Genomic DNA, 18,886 nt, shown 5'->3' with positions numbered 1-18,886 from the left:
TTTGAAGGCATAGTGGTGCTATGTCGAGAGTCTCTAACGCAGAGTAACATCATTTGAAACCCGCCCTATGGGAGCGTCTCAAGCATTCCACTTCTGCGTTGCATTCCTGTGTAAGAATGAGGTTTGAAAGGGAATAACCCTTACAGCACTAATGCGCCTTGAATTGAACAGCTTGAAAGGCTCTGATTGACCAGATAATTAATGTGATTGGTATTAGACTAATCATCAGTGAACAATTGCGCCTGAGTAGGGTTTTTGAGTATAATGCTCCGTTATTTAAAATACTGAGGTAAGTCGTCGTGCAGAGCACGGAATTAAAAGCATTTGTTGTCGATAAAGTCGATGATCTAAAAGCCAAAGACGTTGTTGTTTTAGACGTTACCAATCAATCAAACATTACCGATTACATGGTGATCTGCTCTGGCACATCAAAAACCCATGTACGCGCTATCGCTGAAAACTTAATTGTTCAAGCAAAAGCGGCTGGCATTCAGCCATTAGGCGTTGAAGGCCGTGATAGCAGTGAATGGGTATTAGTAGATTTAGGCGATGTGATCCTGCATGTGATGCAAGAAAGCAGCCGTGATTATTACCAGCTCGAAAAACTCTGGTCAGAACACAACGCTTAAATGAAGCTACAACTTATCGCCGTTGGCACAAAAATGCCCGATTGGGTCACCCGAGGTTTTGAAGAGTACCAGCGTCGTTTTCCACGGGATATGGCACTCGAACTCATAGAAATCCCAGCAGGTAAGCGCGGGAAAAATGCAGATATCGCCCGAATTCTCCAAAAAGAAGGCGATCTCATGCTAGCGGCGGTCGCTAAAGGTAATCATATCGTTAGCTTAGATCTTCCCGGTAAGAACTGGACAACCCCAGAACTTGCCGAGCAGCTAAGCAAATGGCAACTCGATGGACGAGATGTCAGCCTACTTATCGGCGGGCCGGAAGGTCTATCACCCGCCTGTAAAGAGGCCGCGAGTCAAAGTTGGTGCTTATCGGCATTGACCTTGCCTCATCCCTTAGTGCGCGTTTTGGTTGCCGAAAGTTTGTATCGTGCTTGGAGCATTAACAACAACCACCCCTATCACAGAGAGTAGCCCTGAGCGATCAATTAGCGCTGAGCTTACTCTGTTGACATGGACTTGTTTATAGCACTTTGGCTATAACCGAAAAATGATTAACTCGGAGAAAGCATAAGTGTCGCCAAAGAAGCGCATAACCATGCATGACCACGCCGCCGAGGCGTCCCTATTTAAGCGTCGTGCTCTGTTTACTTTTATCTGTGTCTTTGCGCTATTAGGCTTATTACTGTCAAACTTGTATCAGCTTCAAGTCGTTTCCTTTGCCGATTACGAAACCCGCTCCAATGATAACCGCATACGTATCGTCCCTATCGCTCCTAGCCGCGGACTCATACTCGACAGGAATGGTCAACTTTTGGCGGAAAATCAGCCGTTTCATTCCCTAGAACTTATTCCGGAAAAAGTCGCCAATATCGATGAGGCCTTAGATAAACTCAATCACATTTTGCCCATTAGCCAAGATGAACGAGACACTATCGCCGAAACCCTCAAATTTCATCGTCGATTTAAGCCGATGACAATCAAAGCTAAACTGACCGAGGAAGAGGTCGCGACATTCACAGTAAACCAACATGCATTCCCCGGTATTTATGTGGATGCCGGCCTTAAACGTCATTACCCTTATGATGAATTATTGACTCATGTGTTAGGTTATGTGGGTAAAATCAATACCAAAGACAGGGCCGCATTGGAAGCGAGTAACCTATGGGCTAATTATGCCGCCACTAAGGACATGGGTAAGCAAGGGATTGAAAAGTTTTATGAAAACTTACTCCACGGTCAACCAGGACATGTTGAAGAGGAAGTGAATAACCGTGGCAGAGTCATCCGCACCCTAAAGGTGACCGAACCCACTCCAGGCCAAGATATCTACCTCACACTGGATCTCAAACTTCAACAAAAAGCCGTCGAATTACTAGCAGGGAAAAAAGGCTCCATTGTGGCTATTGACCCTAAAGATGGCGGCATCTTAGCCATGGTGTCTAGCCCAAGTTACGATCCTAATCAGTTTGTTCATGGGATCAGCAGCAAAGCTTATAGCCAACTGCTCAACGACAAGTCTCGCCCCCTGATTAACCGGGCAACTCAAGGACAATATTCGCCAGCGTCCACAGTAAAGCCCTTCATTGCCTTATTGGGCTTGGACGATCAAATAATCAATGAACGCACCCGAGTTTGGGATCCTGGTTTTTGGCAAATTCCAGGGGTTGAGCGCAAATACCGTGACTGGAAAAAATGGGGCCATGGCTGGGTCGATGTTTACCATGCCATCATAGATTCCTGTGATATTTTCTTCTACGACCTGGCCTATAAAGTCGGCGTGAATAAGTTGGCCAACTTTATGGATCAGTTTGGCTTCGGGCGCAACACTGGCATAGATATTTTCGAAGAAGCCACTGGCAATATGCCCTCAAAAGACTGGAAACGCCTCAAATACAATCAGTCTTGGTACATAGGCGACACCATTTCTGTAGGGATCGGCCAAGGTTACTGGACAGCGACGCCACTGCAACTGGCCAATGCTACAGCAATTTTAGCAAACAAGGGCCAACGTTTTACCCCGCACCTATTAAAAGCCTTTAAGGACAGAACCGCCCTGATTGCTGCGCCCATCGATGAACAGCCACCTATCGAGCTTAAAAACCCCCGCAATTGGGACATAATCAATGAAGCCATGCGCCAAACCGCGGATAAATCTCGCTTTACCGATGCGCGCTATACCGCAGCAATGAAAACCGGTACCGCACAAATTGTGGGCATAGCCCAAGATGCGAAATACGATGCCAGCAAGATCTCTGAACACTTAAGAGATAATGCCCTTATCGTCGCTTACGCCCCCTATGAAGATCCAAAAATCGTTATCGCCTTAGTGCTTGAAAATGCCGGCTGGGGTGGCGCCAACGCTGGGCCAGTTGCTAGAGAATTGTTTGATGAATACCTGCTTAGGGATGAATGGATGACAGCCAAATGAGAATGCACTCCCACAGACAAACTCTCTGGCAACGCCTGCACATAGACCTGCCCTTATTATTAGGGCTATGTGCACTCATGTGCTTTGGCTTATTTGTGATCTATTCTGCCAGTGGTGAAGACCTTGCCATGATGGAGCGCCAACTTGTGCGCATGGGGCTGTCACTTGGGATCATGTTTATTTTTGCTCAGATAAACCCTGAGATGTTACGCCGCTGGGCGCTGCCCATTTATATCGCTGGCATTATCTTACTCTTAGGGGTGCATTTTTTCGGCACCATAAATAAAGGGGCGCAGCGCTGGTTAAACCTTGGTTTTATGGAGTTTCAACCCTCTGAGCTTATCAAGCTTGCCTTCCCTATTACCATGGCCTGGTACATAAGTAAGTTCCCCTTGCCGCCGAAAAAGCGCTATTTAGCTGGCGGGGCGATCATCTTGTTGATCCCAACCTTGCTTATCGCAAAACAGCCTGATTTGGGCACCTCTATTTTAGTGGCAGCATCTGGGGTCTTTGTGCTGTTTTTATCCGGCATGAGCTGGTATCTCGTGATTGGTTGCGGCGCCGCCCTGTTAGCCTTCTTGCCCGTGCTCTGGTACTTCTTGATGCACGATTATCAGCGCACCCGGGTACTGACACTGTTTAATCCAGAACAAGACCCCTTAGGGGCTGGTTATCATATTATCCAATCCAAAATTGGTATTGGCTCAGGGGGAATGTGGGGCAAAGGCTGGTTACAAGGCACCCAATCTCAGTTAGAGTTTTTACCTGAGCGCCATACTGATTTTATTTTCGCTGTTATAGGTGAAGAATTTGGCCTAATGGGCAGCTTGTTTTTATTGTGCATGTATTTGTTTGTTATCGGCCGTGGCCTCTATATCGCCTCCTGTGCCCAAACCAGTTTTGCTCGCCTGCTCGCAGGCAGTATTACCCTGACATTTTTCGTTTATATTTTTGTGAATATTGGCATGGTTTCAGGTATCTTACCCGTGGTTGGCGTGCCTTTGCCGTTAATAAGCTACGGCGGCACCTCCATGCTGACCTTGATGACTGGGTTTGGGATATTAATGAGTATCCATACCCATAGGCGTTTTATCGATAGATAGGATGGTGTAATGCGTTCAAACAATAGACTAGTTGCAGCCTTGATATGCGTATTGGGGTTATCAAGTTCCTTAGTGCATGCCCTGCAACCGGCAGACACCAAAGAAATAACCGAATTGAAAAAAGCCTTTATTAAGGAGCAAGTAAGTAAAGGCGTTAGCCAGCAGCAAGCACAAGCTTATCTTGATGGCGCTAACTATAACCAAGCCGTGATCGATGCCATCACTAAACCTTGGGAAGCCAAACCTTGGCACCAATATTTTCCTATTTTTCTTACTGAAAAACGGCTTCAAGCTGGGTTAGCATTTTGGAAAACACATCAGAAAACCATTCAACGCGCGGCCGATAAGTTTAATGTCGACCCTCAGATCATCGTCGCTATCATAGGCATTGAAACCTTTTACGGCGGCTACATGGGCAACTATGCGCCTCAAGATGCGCTTTATACCTTAGGTTTTTATTACCCACCAAGAGCCACATTTTTCAGAAGCGAATTTGGTCACTTGATGTCGCTAATTAAAGAAGAAAAACTCGATGCCGCCAATCTCAAAGCCTCATATGCGGGTGCCATGGGCTTTGGTCAGTTTATTCCTTCAAGCTATCGTCACTATGCGGTGGATTTCGATGGTGATGGCAGACGCGACTTACTCACAAGCCCCGCCGATGCCATTGGCAGTGTCGCTAATTACTTTCATCAACATGGCTGGCAACGTAATGCCGATGTCGCCTTGCCACTGACCAACACTATGGCAAGCCCACCTATGGCTAAAGTCTGGAGCGGCGAAAAGCTTAACTATAAGGTGTCGGATATTCTTAGCCCTAATTTAAGCCTGGCCCAGGCAAAAGATATCGATGCAAGTCAAAGTGCCCTGCTGATATCCCTTGAGCAGGCAGACAAGACTGAGTATTGGTTGGGTTTGAAAAACTTTTATGTGATTACTCGCTATAATCGCAGTCCCTTGTATGCCATGGCCGTTTACCAATTTAGTCAACAACTCAAAGCCCATCACAATGCAAACTAAGTGTAACCTAGCCTTACCCTTCACTGGGATCATGAGTTCGCGGCTAAAGACCAGGGGTTTAAACCTCAAGCAATTGGGGGTGTTAGCCATATGCAGCGTTTTAGTTGCCTGTTCAAGCTCACCTTCAAGCTCTAAAGGGGCAAAGAGGGACAGTCAGAGTGGCCGTTACCAGATGGCCAATGACAGAGCCCCTGATAATGCGCCCGACGTGAGCAAGGTGCCCAATGCTGTGCCTAAATATGAGCCCTACAGTCGTCAAGGCAATAAAGACTATAGAGTGCTAGGTAAGAATTATGCGGTATTGAACCACGGCAAAGATTTCCGTGAACGGGGTATCGCCTCTTGGTACGGCTCAAAGTTTCATGGCCACCTTACCTCCAACGGTGAGGTCTATGATATGTATGCCATGACTGCCGCCCATAAAACCTTACCTATTCCAAGCTATGTCAAAGTGAGGAATGAAGATAACAATAAGGAAATCATCGTCAGGGTTAACGACCGTGGCCCGTTTCACGAAGGGCGAGTGATAGATTTATCCTACGCGGCGGCCTACAAGTTAGGGGTGCTCAGTACTGGTACTGCAAGAGTCAATATTGAAGCCATTTATTTCCCTACTCCCTCATCGAGGGCATTAGCCGAACTTGCCGACCCTCATGTGAATTTTATTCAAATCACAGCATCGCGAGATAAAGTAAGAATTAATCATCTGGCACAGAAATTGGAAGCTAAATACGGCATCTCATCGAACATAGAACCCGTAAACGGCTTCTATCGACTCAGGCTGGGCCCAATAGGTCAACGGCATATTGCTGATAAGCTGCTGCAAAACCTAAAGCGCGACGGTTTTCCTGATAGTTTTATGGTTGAGCAAGCTAAACCTTGATCAATTAACACAAAATCAGTCCAATTAAGTAAGCTTAATGTTTTTTAGTTACCGACTAATGATATATTAACCACAATTAACGCGTTTTAAGCTGGGCGAAAGCCCAGTTTATGCATCCACTCCCCCCTTCGACTAACCAGAGACGTGCTACTTTCATGATAAATTCAGTTAATACACAGTTTAAATCTTTGCTGCTTCTTTCCTTTGTTTCGCTTTCAAGCATTGCAGCCCCGGACGCTCCTCAACCCGATCAATCGACATTACCGCAAGCCAATCGTGCCCCACAAGCCAACCGCGCCCCTATGGTTATTCCTGATGCACCGAGTGTTGCCGCTAAAGCTTATGTATTAATGGATTATCATTCAGGCCAAGTGATTGCTGAAGGTAATTCCTATGAAAGTCTAAACCCTGCAAGCTTAACTAAGATGATGACAAGCTATGTCATAGGTCATGAGCTCAAAGTGGGCAACATTTCCTTAGAAGATGAAGTCACCATCACCAAGAACGCTTGGTCGAAGAACTTCCCTGACTCATCTAAAATGTTCATCGAAGTGGGTAAAACTGTCAAAGTTGACGACCTAAATCGCGGCATCATCATTCAATCCGGAAATGATGCCTGTGTTGCCATGGCTGAGCACATCGCTGGCACCGAGGGCGCCTTCGTCGACCTAATGAACTCTTGGTCTAAACAGCTTGGCATGAATGACAGCTACTTTGAAAACTCCCACGGTCTAGACTCTGAAAACCACAAGACTACTGCCTATGATATGGCCTTGTTGGGTGCAGCTCTTATCCGTGATGTGCCGCAAGAGTATCGTGTATATGCAGAAAAATCATTCACTTACAATGGCATCAAACAGTATAACCGCAACGGTCTGTTATGGGATAACAGCTTAAATGTCGATGGCATTAAGACGGGTCACACCTCAGGCGCCGGTTATAACTTAGTGGCCTCAGCCACCAGTGATGGCATGCGCCTTATCTCTGTCGTGCTAGGCACCAGCAGTGAATCGGCTCGTAAGGCTGAAAGCAAAAAACTGCTTAATTATGGCTTCCGTTTCTTTGAAACCATCAGTCCTTATAAAGCCGGTGATACCTTCACCAATCACGCCATTTGGTACGGTGACAAAGACACAGTGAACTTAGGTGTGACCACAGACACGGCAATCACCTTAGGTCGCGGTAAAGCCAAAGACTTACAAGCCAACTTCGAGCTCACTAAGCAACTGACAGCGCCACTAGCGAAAGGCGAAGTGGTTGGCCGAGTATTTTTCCAACTCGAAGGTAAAGACATCGCCCAGTTCCCCTTGGTTACACTAGAGGAAATCAATGAAGGTAGCTGGTTCAGCCAGTTAGTGGATTATTTCAAGCAGATGATTTCAGGTTGGTTAAGCTAAGACTTATTAGCATCTAAACATAAAAAAACGGCCCTCAATGGGCCGTTTTTTTTGCTTTGCAGACGCCATGGGATGGCCGTCTCGCAACACCTCATGGAGAAACGCCATAGCTCACCTTTTTAGCTTTTGTGTTTGCTGTTAACTTCAAAATATACTTTTTTATAAACTTGATAAATATTAACTGACCACAACCCATCTACCACTATTAAAAGCAACAACCCATAGAAAATATAAAAAACAAAGCTAGCTGCATTGATAAAATAGGCATCACAGCTATTCTCATCAAAAAAATGGACCAATAAATTCAGTGTTATTATATGGATTTATTTTATTCACAACATGGCAACATACAGCTTAACCACATGAATAATAACACGAATCCCGGTAATGAAACATGCTAACTTCAGATCTAAATGGCGACACCAATACCAATGATAATCATGCTTGGCAGCGTTAAGCGGTGCTTAACACTGTGGCAATTAATTTACTCAATATGGCACTTGGGAAGCCAGCAACCAGATAGCCAAGGCAAAAAATATCATCCCCATAAACTTGTTCTGATAGGTGCGAAACTTGTCATTGTGAAGTAAGGGCTTGCCTAAGGTGCCCACCAGGGCCACCAGCAGCAAGTTGAAGCTTAAGCCCATCACATTCAGTAACAGGCCCAGCGCCAACATTTGTTCGCCAGAACTAGCGCTCAGCTGGGTAGAGACAAACTGAGGTAAAAACAAAACAAAAAAGATCAATGCCTTAGGGTTAAGCAGGTTGCTCATCACCGCGCGGCGGTAAAGCAATTTAGCCAGGTTATGCTGTTGTTCAATTTCTGGGGCATCGCTGCCGCTGCTGCGCATGCAATCCCAGCCCATTTTGAGTAAATACGCCCCGCCCAATACTCGCAGTATTTCTAAAGCCAGAGGATGCATGGCCACTAAGGCTGAGACCCCCATTGCGGCAAGCAAGGTTAATATCAGTCCAGAGGTGGCATTGCCTAAGCTTGCATACACGCCCACTTTGCGGCCATAGCTCAGGCTAGAGCTGGCGATAAGCAGCATATCGGGACCAGGAATTAACAACAGGGCCACCACTGTGGTCAAATAAACAGGAAGCAGAGCCAAATCAATCATAATCACACCAACACAAATCTAAGACGATAAAACAAGGCGCGGATTCTACAGCGTTCGAACATGAAAGAAAGTCATCTTAGGTTTCAATCACTATCACCCTTGGCAGGGTTTGTTTACGAGTGTGGTTAATCACAAGCACAAAACAATAAAGGCCAGCCTGATGGCTAGCCTTTAATTTTCACTGGTGTTAAAACAGCAATTACTTGTAAAAAGCTTCTACTGTGCCTTTTACTGTGGTCAATAGCGGTTGACCACGACGGTCTAATGCCTTGTGCGCAGCAACTTTTACCCAGCCTTCACTGATGCAGTATTCTTCGACGTCAAAACGCTCTTTGCCATTAATTTTAATGCCAATATCATGTTCGAAAATAGCGGCCACATGATGTGGGCTACGTGGGTTAACCGATAAACGGTCTGGTAATGTGGGTTTAGCTGTTGTGTCGTTCATTTTCTTAGTCTTTGATGAATAAAGCGTGCGCTATTGTAGGCAATAGCCGCTTTATGCTCAAGAGCGGCGGCAATAAATGTTATTTTCCCTTTAAACAACCCATACTCGCAGATCTACACTTCAAGCGGCAATATTATCAGTTCAGCATCTTGGAGCTTGTGCACAAGCAAATCTTTTATATAGTGACTCTCTTATTTTAAAACCACAGCGATAGATAGCAGGAAGCGATACATGCGGCTAAGCAAGCACCATTCTTTTCTTATCAGCCTATTCTTGGCATTTTTATATGTGTTACCTGCAATTAGCGAATGGCTGAAAATGGGTGAGCCAGATGAAACCCTGTTCATTTATAGCGCCCCTATTTGGCTGACATTTTTCTATATAGGGCCATTTTGGATCTATTATTTTCTGCAGCTATTGCCAACCATAAACCAAAGCGCTATCCCGTTAAGATTCATGCTGTTTTGCCTAATCATGTGGGGAGGTACCAACATAGTGGCCGAGCTACATTTACTATTATTCTCCCAATTTGCATTTCCGCCTTTTGAGCGATTCTATTCTGCATTTCTCTGGGGGGTGTTCATATTTACCCTGTGGGAAACCTATTGCCTGAGCTTACGTTATTCCCATGAAAAAGACTTGAGAGAGCAAGCGCAACTGCAGAATTTAACCAATCAATTAAACCCGCATTTTTTATTTAACTCGCTCAATACGATTTCTGCACTTATGGCCACAGATACACAAAAAGCCGACAGTATATTGCACAGTTTTTCAGATATTTTAAGGGCCAGTCTTGATATCAAAACACCGCTAATCCCCCTTGTCCAGGAAATCGAAACCTGCAAAAAATACCTATCGTTGGAACAAGCCCGCTTTGGCGACAGAATAACCGTCTACTGGCAAATAACCGCCAGTTTGGACGCCATTAACATTCCACCTTTACTGCTTCAGCCTATTTTTGAAAACGCCATAAAACACAATAAAGGTTTCAAACTTGAAATCAAGGTTGAGATCACCCCTAGCCCAAGGGGATTCGACATCAGCATAAGGGATAACGGCAAAGGCTTTTCGCAAAAAGTACTCGACGGCCAGCGTAACGGTCACGGATTAAGCTTGATTGAAAAACGTTTAGCCTTGCATCAGTTAGGCGAACTTAATATAAAAAATGACAACGGAGCAAGTTACCAAATTGCATTGGAGGCGAAATGCTAAGCGTATTTATTGTTGAAGACGAGTTTCACGCCCGTGAGAAATTAAAACTGCAGTTATCACAATTACCCGATATCACCTTGCTCGGGGAAGCTGAGCACTTAACGGATGCCATTGAACGCATAAACCAACTGGCACCCAATGTGGTGTTTCTGGATATTGAGCTTGGTGAGCACAATGGCTTTTCTTTGTTCGATAACTTAAATATTAAAACCCAGGTTATCTTTACCACGGCTTACAGTGAATTCGCCCTTAAGGCCTTTGACAATGGTGCTGTAGATTATTTGCTTAAGCCATTTAACTTGGCAAGACTCTCTCAAGCCTTGTCACGTATTGCCGCAGAAAATATACAATTAGCGGCAGAGAAAGTAAAAATTCATGCTAAATCAGGCAATAAAACCTACATACTCGAACAAGAAAACATCGTCTTTTTTCAAACCAATCTCAACATGACTATCGCTCAAACAAAAGCGCGAAACTATGTCATTGATAAGACTTTAGAGCAGTTGGACTTAGCCCTAGGTAGCCACTTTGTGCGAGTGCACAGAAACGCCATCATCAACACCCAACGTGTAGACAATCTAATGAGACTAGAAAATGGTAACTACCAAATTCATTTTATTGATTGTGATACCAACGTCATCACCAGCCGCAGCGGTACCAACAAGATTAAACAGTATTTCAACTTAACCTAACCATATATCAGTGGCAGCTCTTGCTGCCACTGCCTTAAGCCAACTCCAACAACAAAAGGAAAATGCCATGAAATTATTATGGAAGCATTCGCTCGCCTTCATTTTACTGCTCAACTATTTAGTACTAAATTCAGATGCGAGCGCCGCAGAGCGTTGGTTCTTAAACGCCTCTGTACTTGACCCTAACTCTAAAGACGTCATATTAAGGCAGGTGTTAGTCCGTGATGATCAAATCATTCAAGTGATTGAGACTGTCCCAGAAGATGACGGTATTGCGCGGGAGGACTTGGGCGGCGATCTTATGTTGCCCGGCATGATAGACATGCACACCCATGCCTGGGGAAATGGCTCACTTACCCATAATGAGGGTTACCAATACATAGGCATAAGAGGTACTTTAAACGCCATGCTTTACGCTGGAGTGCACGGTGCGCTGGATTTATTCGGCAAGGAAGATCAACTGCTTGATTACCGCGATAACCAATACTCAAGCATAAGGGATGAAGCACAGCTGTTTGCCGCAGGCCCTTGCTTCACAGTCACCACTGGTCACTGCTCCATGATGGGCATTAAGACCCGCATTATAGATTCGCCCGAGCAAGTCGTGCCTGAAGTACAAGAGCTTGCAGCTAAACAGCCCAATGTACTCAAAGTCGTCTTAGAGCAGGAGCATCCTAGAAGACCCACTGTATCCAAAGAAACCCTGCAAGTATTTCTGGCCGAAGCAAAGAAACTCAATATCCCCTCAGTGGTTCACGTGGGAAGCTGGGCTGATGTGCGAACCGCGAGTGAACTTGGGGCAAATGCCATTACCCATCTCCCCCTTACACCTATGCCAGAGGATATCCCTGCGTTGCTAAAGGCCAACGACACCGCAATTATTACCACTGTGGGTGTGATCCTTGAAACTCAGAGATTATTCAAAGAAGTCCCCAAGAGTCATACCGATGAGTTAACCCGAACCTTGGTTAAACCCGCCATACTTGAGCAGTTTCCCGTTGAGAAAAACAGTAAAGGTCAAGTTGACTGGCTAAGGTCTGAAAAGTGGTTGCACGCCAAGGTTAATGCCACGCATTCGCTTACTACACTTGTTGCCCAAGGAGTCACCATCATTGCCGCCTCAGATAGCGCCAACTTAACTATGTATCAAGGGGTTGGTCTGCACACTGAGCTATTCCATTTACAGCAATTAGGCATGTCAGCTAAAGACATTTTACTCTCCGCAACCCATGAGGCTTATCAGTTTTTGGGGATTAATTGGGGCATTAAAGCGGGCGCTAAGGCAAACTTTATCATTTTGCCCTTAGAGGTGACCCAAGACATAACAAAAACCGTTGAATTTAAACGCATTTATTTAGAAGGTCGTGTGGTCGATAGAGAAAAATTACTCACCTACGCCATCCCAGATTGGTGGCAATACAGCAAGTTGCTTATTGGGGTAGAAGATTAACTGATAAGAAAAGTGACAGTATCCATTACTGTCACTCTTTTTCTAGAGATGAGGTCAGAGTAATCTCGCACCTCATTGATGACGTTTCACTGTTGTTCTGAATAGTGGGTTAATTTAACAACTCATGCTCTTTAGGCAATTGCTTGCTGATCCATAATATCAATTTATGTTTTCGATTCGGGCCATCGTCTTTATCTTCGGCTAAGGGCTGAATGAGCTTATCTTCAACTAATAATCGATAAATACATTCCACTTTATCTTTGGGTGAAATCCCTTGGCCGAAGTCATCAAAGCCGCGCTTCTTCGCATACCCTACGCCAATTTCCATCGCAAGCTTTAACAGTTTAGTGTCGTGTTTACCCGCTTTCATTTACTAGCCTCATGGTGCATACATATCGCCTTTAAACTACGCGAATATTCACAAATAGCCACTAGAATTACGGTTAAAGCATGCCAAATTTAACCAACAAAAAATTCCCAGCTTAAATAGAACAATCACATCCATCTCATCAATAATATGTTAAGCCTTTAGAAGGTAGTGTTCAAAGTCGTTGTTATTCTTCCCTTTAAGACCACAGAAAATATAACAAACACGATTAGATTTAGACATATTGCAACGGGTATTATGGACGGGTTCGCATAATAACCACAAGTGCGGCCATTGCCAGCGCGCACATCAACCCCGTGCTCATCCAAATGTATTCCCCGGGTAATATACTCGCTACAACACCGATAACGGCGGCCATAAGTTGATGCATGAATCCACACAAAGCCATAGCATAAGGGCCCTTTATGGGCGCATTTTCAGTAGCAATAGCCATACTGACGGGATAGTTCATCGCTTGTCCAGCGACTCCCAGACAATAAGGAACCCATAGCAACAAAGGCAATAGCAAGATACTGCCAAATAACATAACCGTACAACTGAAGAGCAAGATGCTTAACCCCATTAAGACAAAAAAAGTGTTGCCTTTTCTTATCACATACCGATTAACCAGCCATGCACCAACTAAGTAGGCAAGGCTTATTGGCCACCCCAACAGCCCGTACTCTGATGCACTCCAACCGAAGGCCCCCTGAAATATAAATGGCGCATTGGTATTGAAGACGATGATCACCCCGTAACCTAGGCCACCTGCAAGTGCAGGTAAAAAAAAGTCTCTGCTGTGCAATAGCTTAGCGTAAGTGGCAAGAAATGATAATGAGTTACTGGAAGGCTGTACATTTGGAGATGGTAGCCTTATAAGGACTAAAAATAACAATAATGTAGCAATTGCAAGGCTGAGAAAAATAGCTTGCCAGCCCAAGCTCACCAAAAGTACTGCTCCCAAATATTGGCCCACGCCAAGTGAAACAACAAATGCAATAGACAGCCAAGACAGACTCTTAGACAGTAGTGCACCGCTGAATCGGTCACGGATCATAATCCGTGACATAACTGACATACCACTAGCCCCCAAGCCTTGTAGGAAACGAAGTAAAATAAACATTTCTGTGTCATATACTAAAGATATGCCAGCGCTACAGATTGCATATGATAAAAGAGATACCGAAAGCATCGTTTTCCGACCATATTTTTCACTTAAGCTTCCCCAGACCAGCATAGGTGCCGCCATTCCTATCAAAAAAGCGGGTAAGGAAAGAGAGACATCTTGTGCTGGGCTAGAGAATGCTTCTGCAATAATAGGCAGAGCCGGTAGATACATAGTCATTCCCAGCTGTGCCAAGAATACCGTGATACAGGCAATAAAAATGATAGACTCATTCTTCATAGAAAATCCCAAGCGATTAAATTCAAGACGCATTAATGCAGTAAGGAAAGCTCCTGCTCGAATTGGTCTAAAATGGCAAGTTTACAGCGATTTTTAGAATTGGCGATACGTAGAGTACCAGTTTCACGGATTGCACTGATGGCGCCGTTCAATATTGCATTATGGTAGTCTAGGCCGAGATAGGAAGTCGTACAAAAGTGGTGGAAACTTCTTTGATACTGATCTGTCAGATAATTGGTTCCGCTAATATCGACATTCAAACCCGAGATCCGGCTTGCTTCAGCATCTTGCCAATCAGCATTAGCCAAATTAATCACTTTTTTGTAATTGATAACGTGATTTTTTTCTAGAGTAGAATTCATATATATCCTTATAAGTCATGACAATAGAGTTCCTCCCTGAAACTCAGTGCGTGAATTGTAAGCCATAAACATTTGATTGCAATATTTATTTTTAAGATGAAAAACCTAGCAGATCAAAAAATGATTTTCCCACACATGGCATACAGCTACTGGTAACAGTTGTACTAAACATGACCTAAAATGTCAGTCCGCTTAAATACACTGAAAATGCCAAAATCATGAAAGCAAACAGCAACAAGGTAAGTACGCTTGCATTATCAAACTCAAACTCAGGTAAATGTATCAAGCTAAAGAGAATGGCATTCGCGCCAATGAGCGGCGCTCGAAATACTTAACCCACAGCAAGACTAGACAGAGCGAGGCGGTAAACCTCGCCGTTAAGGTGTAGAGAATATTCGGATATATTTCGAAACTCTCAGTGTCAATGAACCCAAATTCCAACATTAAAAAGATCTGCTACTGAAACTCCAGCGAACAGGCTCCAACACCTCTGCTAGCCACAAGACATTGCCATGATGAAGTTGGGAGTTCGTGGTGAATGGCACAGTGACTATGTATGAGCATAATGCAAAATACTGTTGCTGCTGCTCATGCATACTAGATAAGAGGCTGTCGATATCGATTTCGGTTCGCAGAAAAATGAAAAAATGTAAATAAATTCACTGTGACATGTTTGTGGCAACCCAAACGACTTGCCTGAAACGAATAACAGAGTCATTTACCCCTAGCGGGTTAGTGCAGCCCCTCATGCAATATTTCATGGTGAATGGTGCAGTTAACTCACTAAAAATTGATGAAAATAACCATATAATATGGCTTCTTTACCCCTTCAATATTTTGAAAAAAATTAAACCACTGTTAGATAACAAGTTATTAATTTGGCATGCTAGTTGCTGTGTTAAATCTTATGCTCATGATTATTAAGCAAGAAAATTAAGTAAGAAAATTAAGCAAGAAAATGAACACTAACCCAAAGAGAGTCTAAAATGATTGATAAATCAACGACTAGTTCAACAAACATTTATACAAAAGTGGCTGGAATAACATACATATTAATTATCATACTCGCGTTAATTCCCTCGAGCATTTTTGATATTGGATCAATGTTGAAAGCAAAGGATGCGGCTAAAAACCTCGTAGGCCACGAGGGTATATTTAGAATAGGTATTGCCATCGAATTTATGATGTTCCTGCTCGTCATGGTGCTTTCATGGGCGCTGTACGTCATTTTGAAACCGGTGAACAAGAACCTTGCATTGCTAGGACTCATTTTTAGATTTGGAGAAGCGATACTCGGATGCGTCATCATAGTTTTTTATTTGATGGTATTAATGTTTTTAGGGGGCGCTGAATATTTACAGGTTTTTGAAGCTGAGCAATTACAGGCGTTAGCTAGATTTTCCCTCATCTTAAGTGGCGTTGGCTATCACATTTTGTTGACCGTAATGGGTATTGGTGGCCTTGTATTTTGTTACTTATTTTATATTTCAACATATATCCCTCGTCCGTTAGCGGCTTGGGGGATTATTACGTATTTAACCATGATTATTTATGGTTTCATCAATATTGCCTTGCAAAACCCTCAGTCAGAATTAGCCTACGCTATGGCGCCTGGCGCCTTATTTGAAGTTATCATTGGCTTTTGGCTGCTGTTTAAAGGTGTCAATGTCAATCAGCAAAAGCAGCCGCAGTAGAGACGGCTAACTAAATAACATAACAGAGAAGGTTTTCCAGCAACTCGGTGTGCTCATATCAAGTTTAACCATGGCAGCCATGGTTAAACTAAGAATTTCAGCCAACTTCTTTTTAAATTGCTGCCGAACTGTATCACCCAGCTTATGCCATTCTTTGAAAGCCCGAGGATCGAACGTCAAATCATAGGTCATCCAGCGTAACCTTCACACTCGATTGTGGATCAAGTAAACGGGATCTTGCCAGCTCAATAAGTGCGTGATCTTCATCGGTTAGCAACATAGGTTTAAAGGGGGAGTTTTCCTTGCTGTGCTACATACTTTAATGTCTAGCGAAGCAAGTCTGAAGCTGTCACCCCCAGTTTTTCTAAAGCAGTATTTCTAAAGTAATAGTGATGCCAGAAACTGAGTGAAAGGCACAATATCCTGTTTAACGCTGGCCGATTCCAATGCCTGCATATATTCACTGCGTCGTTCGACTGGTACGACAGTCCAGGGGTAAGCCCCCGAGGCCATCATTAAGTTCATAATAAACCTTCCCATTCTGCCATTGCCATCAAAGTAAGGATGAATATACACAAAAATAAAGTGCCCCAGCACAAGCCTTACTGCCGCATTTTCTTCCTGTGCCAGTAAATCAAACAATGTCGGCATCATTGTCCTAACGGCATCCCGACTAGGAGGCGTATGCATAGACTGGCGAATATACACAGGCCCCGTTCGGTAGCCAGCGAGATCCGATTGTTTAATGATACCGGCAGCAACACTTGGGCCAAATAAAGCTAAATACCAGTCACTATGTGCTCGCTCCAACATATCACCTGGATTCTTGCCCTCCAAGACAGCTCTAACGGTTTTTTTCACTTCCCCAAATGCATCCCAGTAGCCTTTAGCAGCCATGGCATCTAAGTATTTCTTACTTTCGCCTGACCCGTCGTCGGCCTGCCAACTTCCAGAACGAACCAGTTCGATGAGTTCACGAGTGACTCGATAACCTTCAATGGACAATGAGTGATAGGCGTCAGTGACGTATTGCTCTTCCACCTCGGCCATGTAAGTGTCGATATCGACGGTCTGGTTCATAGGCTCTGGAAAGTGTGCGATAACATCTTCACGCATCTGCGCCCACATCAGTCGAATTCGATTAACATAGGGTGAGACATCGCGGCGACCCAAGTTTAGTTGCACTTTTTCTACGAAAGGATCCTCTTCTAGCACAACTAAGTCGGCCGCGTTCATGCCTTTTAGTATGTTGTCCGCAATAAGATCCCGGCCAATGTTCCTAAAAGCGCCCACTAATCGGCCCGCTATAACACTATGATTAGCGGCCAATAATATGGACAAGAGATCCGAGGCATCAGTCACCATTGACAGCGCCGTGCGCATTTGGATAGGAGAATTAACAAACGACTTAGGCGAGCAATAAACTACTGCCGCTGGCAAACTATAGATATTAAGCCCAGCCAGGCTTTGGATATGTTCGACATCAGGCAAATTTAGTCTAACGTCAAAGATAGAAGTGTTATACAAGAAGTCAGTCGGCTTATTGTTACCCTTTGGAGAACGCACCAGCAACTGTTGGGGAACCGTTTTGTCACCAATATGGTGATTTATAGACTGCTCAGGCGATAAGCACCAAGATTGGTCGAACCGCTCTGACAAATAGGCACCGCAGAAATCCCAGAAGCATGTGTACCAAGACGTGCTGTCACCTAACTTTTCATCGGGCATAGCAGGAATATACCAACCTCGAATAACTTCGCGGATGAATCCGTGCTTAAGTAACCGCTCACGATGTAAGCGGCTAAGTTGCTTTGATTGTATGGCAACAGAGCCTGATTCCTGAAGCAGTTTCAGCTGTTCGAGAGAATCCGCTAGCTTTTGTGATACAGGGTTCATTTGAGATCCTAATGGCTACGCACAATTTATATTAAACCTCGGTTTTAATGTTGTACCATTTATAGGTTTTAATGTCATTTGATTTATAGGTTTTAATGCCACGCCTTTTATAGGTTTTAATGTTGTTCCATTTGTAGGTTTTATGATTTTTTGACTATGACATAAAAGCGTTTAGTTCCGTATCTAGCCACTAGGATGTGACATGAAAGACTTCAAGATCAAAAAGGTCATTACACACCACAGCAATTAAGCATGGCATGGTTAAAAGGGGGCAATAAAGGCTTACATTTTTTCAAAACTGAGAGTATATTATTCACGCATTCATGGATTTAGAACGAAATTTTTTGCCATTAGCCATTAGCGGCTTCACCGATTAGCTGATTAGCCATTGGCTGGTTGCAGCGCAGCAGATTAGCGCTTAGCTCGTTGAAGCTCTACAGGTTAACAGCCAAAGATATAGCGCGTGGCTCACATTGCCTTCAAGGATGAAAATGATAACCCTACTCTCAGCACCACTCCCCCAAGCTTACTCGCTTCTAAGCGCATCGCTACCCGAAGTAGCCGCGCTTGCATTTGTATTAGCGATCACACTAGCGATGGCACTTGTATTAGCCGCACTGGTAGTAGCAATGGCTGGCACGGTTAACTCAGCATCAGCTCGCAAGCTGCAAAATTTAACAAAACCAAGCTTAGCTAATCGTGTAATTGAAACTCCAGCGAACAGGCTCGCCATGCCCTTTACTCATCGACACGCAGCAAGTACCTCCATGTATGCT

19 protein-coding genes are annotated in these 18,886 nt (G+C 44.2%); 12 read left to right on the top strand and 7 right to left on the bottom strand.

Annotation, left to right across the window (positions count from 1 at the left end; translation table 11 throughout):
• Nucleotides 1–299: 299 nt before the first annotated feature.
• From rsfS to SDEN_RS04440, 7 genes are all read left to right on the top strand, one after another.
• Nucleotides 300–629, top strand: a complete 330-nt coding sequence (rsfS, locus tag SDEN_RS04470) for a ribosome silencing factor (RefSeq protein ID WP_011495310.1) — start codon at nt 300–302, stop codon at nt 627–629.
• Nucleotides 630–1,100: a 23S rRNA (pseudouridine(1915)-N(3))-methyltransferase RlmH gene (gene rlmH / locus SDEN_RS04465; protein WP_011495309.1), complete on the top strand. Its 471-nt coding sequence runs from the start codon at nt 630–632 to the stop codon at nt 1,098–1,100.
• Between the two features lie 100 nt (nt 1,101–1,200).
• Nucleotides 1,201–3,057 carry a penicillin-binding protein 2 gene (gene mrdA, locus SDEN_RS04460; RefSeq protein WP_011495308.1) on the top strand — a complete coding sequence of 619 codons (1,857 nt, stop codon included), beginning with the start codon at nt 1,201–1,203 and terminating at the stop codon, nt 3,055–3,057.
• A complete protein-coding gene (rodA, locus tag SDEN_RS04455) occupies nt 3,054–4,160 on the top strand; it encodes a rod shape-determining protein RodA (RefSeq protein WP_011495307.1) in 1,107 nt (368 codons plus the stop codon). Before mrdA ends, rodA begins: the two co-directional genes overlap by 4 nt.
• Nucleotides 4,161–4,169: 9 nt before the next feature.
• Complete coding sequence (mltB, locus tag SDEN_RS04450) at nt 4,170–5,180, top strand: lytic murein transglycosylase B (RefSeq protein ID WP_011495306.1); 1,011 nt, start codon at nt 4,170–4,172, stop codon at nt 5,178–5,180.
• A gap of 31 nt (nt 5,181–5,211) precedes the next feature.
• Nucleotides 5,212–6,063, top strand: a complete 852-nt coding sequence (locus SDEN_RS04445) for a septal ring lytic transglycosylase RlpA family protein (RefSeq protein WP_041406049.1) — start codon at nt 5,212–5,214, stop codon at nt 6,061–6,063.
• 155 nt (nt 6,064–6,218) lie between these two features.
• The gene (locus SDEN_RS04440; protein ID WP_041405672.1) at nt 6,219–7,460 is read left to right on the top strand and encodes a serine hydrolase; all 1,242 of its coding nucleotides are present in this window, start codon (nt 6,219–6,221) and stop codon (nt 7,458–7,460) included.
• A gap of 488 nt (nt 7,461–7,948) precedes the next feature.
• Here SDEN_RS04440 and SDEN_RS04430 read toward each other — a convergent pair whose 3' ends face one another.
• Together SDEN_RS04430 and SDEN_RS04425 are read right to left on the bottom strand one after the other, a co-directional pair.
• Entirely contained in the window at nt 7,949–8,584 is a 636-nt protein-coding gene (locus SDEN_RS04430; RefSeq protein ID WP_011495303.1) for a LysE family translocator, read from the bottom strand.
• Nucleotides 8,585–8,783: 199 nt separating this feature from the next.
• On the bottom strand, nt 8,784–9,032 hold the full coding sequence (locus SDEN_RS04425; RefSeq protein WP_011495302.1) for a DUF3297 family protein: 249 nt from the start codon (nt 9,030–9,032) through the stop codon (nt 8,784–8,786).
• Nucleotides 9,033–9,263: 231 nt separating this feature from the next.
• On the opposite strand from SDEN_RS04425, the gene SDEN_RS04415 reads away from it, so the two are divergent.
• The 3 genes from SDEN_RS04415 to SDEN_RS04405 all read left to right on the top strand — a co-directional run bounded on the left by SDEN_RS04415 (nt 9,264) and on the right by SDEN_RS04405 (nt 12,386).
• Entirely contained in the window at nt 9,264–10,244 is a 981-nt protein-coding gene (locus SDEN_RS04415; RefSeq protein WP_011495301.1) for a sensor histidine kinase, read from the top strand.
• A complete protein-coding gene (locus SDEN_RS04410; RefSeq protein WP_011495300.1) occupies nt 10,238–10,936 on the top strand; it encodes a LytR/AlgR family response regulator transcription factor in 699 nt (232 codons plus the stop codon). The genes SDEN_RS04415 and SDEN_RS04410 overlap by 7 nt, the downstream gene beginning before the upstream one ends.
• A 67-nt stretch (nt 10,937–11,003) precedes the next feature.
• Nucleotides 11,004–12,386: an amidohydrolase family protein gene (locus SDEN_RS04405; protein WP_011495299.1), complete on the top strand. Its 1,383-nt coding sequence runs from the start codon at nt 11,004–11,006 to the stop codon at nt 12,384–12,386.
• A gap of 109 nt (nt 12,387–12,495) precedes the next feature.
• On the opposite strand, the gene SDEN_RS04400 is transcribed toward SDEN_RS04405, so the two are convergent.
• The 3 genes from SDEN_RS04400 to SDEN_RS04390 form a co-directional block, all read right to left on the bottom strand.
• A complete protein-coding gene (locus SDEN_RS04400) occupies nt 12,496–12,756 on the bottom strand; it encodes a DUF5062 family protein (protein ID WP_011495298.1) in 261 nt (86 codons plus the stop codon).
• A gap of 253 nt (nt 12,757–13,009) precedes the next feature.
• Nucleotides 13,010–14,158, bottom strand: coding sequence for an MFS transporter (locus tag SDEN_RS04395; RefSeq protein WP_041406045.1), 1,149 nt, complete (start codon nt 14,156–14,158; stop codon nt 13,010–13,012).
• Nucleotides 14,159–14,190: 32 nt separating this feature from the next.
• Nucleotides 14,191–14,520 carry a hypothetical protein gene (locus tag SDEN_RS04390; RefSeq protein WP_011495296.1) on the bottom strand — a complete coding sequence of 110 codons (330 nt, stop codon included), beginning with the start codon at nt 14,518–14,520 and terminating at the stop codon, nt 14,191–14,193.
• Nucleotides 14,521–15,506: 986 nt separating this feature from the next.
• Between SDEN_RS04390 and SDEN_RS04380 the strand changes: the two genes are divergently transcribed.
• The gene (locus SDEN_RS04380; RefSeq protein ID WP_011495294.1) at nt 15,507–16,214 is read left to right on the top strand and encodes a DUF4386 domain-containing protein; all 708 of its coding nucleotides are present in this window, start codon (nt 15,507–15,509) and stop codon (nt 16,212–16,214) included.
• Nucleotides 16,215–16,220: 6 nt separating this feature from the next.
• On the opposite strand, the gene SDEN_RS21010 is transcribed toward SDEN_RS04380, so the two are convergent.
• Nucleotides 16,221–16,406 (bottom strand): type II toxin-antitoxin system RelE family toxin, encoded by a 186-nt coding sequence (locus SDEN_RS21010; RefSeq protein WP_011495293.1) that lies wholly within the window; start codon nt 16,404–16,406, stop codon nt 16,221–16,223.
• Between the two features lie 186 nt (nt 16,407–16,592).
• Nucleotides 16,593–18,110, bottom strand: coding sequence for a Fic family protein (locus SDEN_RS04370; RefSeq protein WP_011495292.1), 1,518 nt, complete (start codon nt 18,108–18,110; stop codon nt 16,593–16,595).
• A gap of 463 nt (nt 18,111–18,573) precedes the next feature.
• On the opposite strand from SDEN_RS04370, the gene SDEN_RS20470 reads away from it, so the two are divergent.
• Nucleotides 18,574–18,756 carry a hypothetical protein gene (locus SDEN_RS20470; protein ID WP_157599830.1) on the top strand — a complete coding sequence of 61 codons (183 nt, stop codon included), beginning with the start codon at nt 18,574–18,576 and terminating at the stop codon, nt 18,754–18,756.
• Nucleotides 18,757–18,886: the final 130 nt, after the last annotated feature.

It is taken from the genome of Shewanella denitrificans OS217, assembly GCF_000013765.1.
Taxonomy (GTDB): domain Bacteria; phylum Pseudomonadota; class Gammaproteobacteria; order Enterobacterales; family Shewanellaceae; genus Shewanella; species Shewanella denitrificans.
The sequence above is the reverse complement of the archived record's forward strand: the minus strand, read 5'-3'. Positions and strand labels throughout refer to the sequence as shown.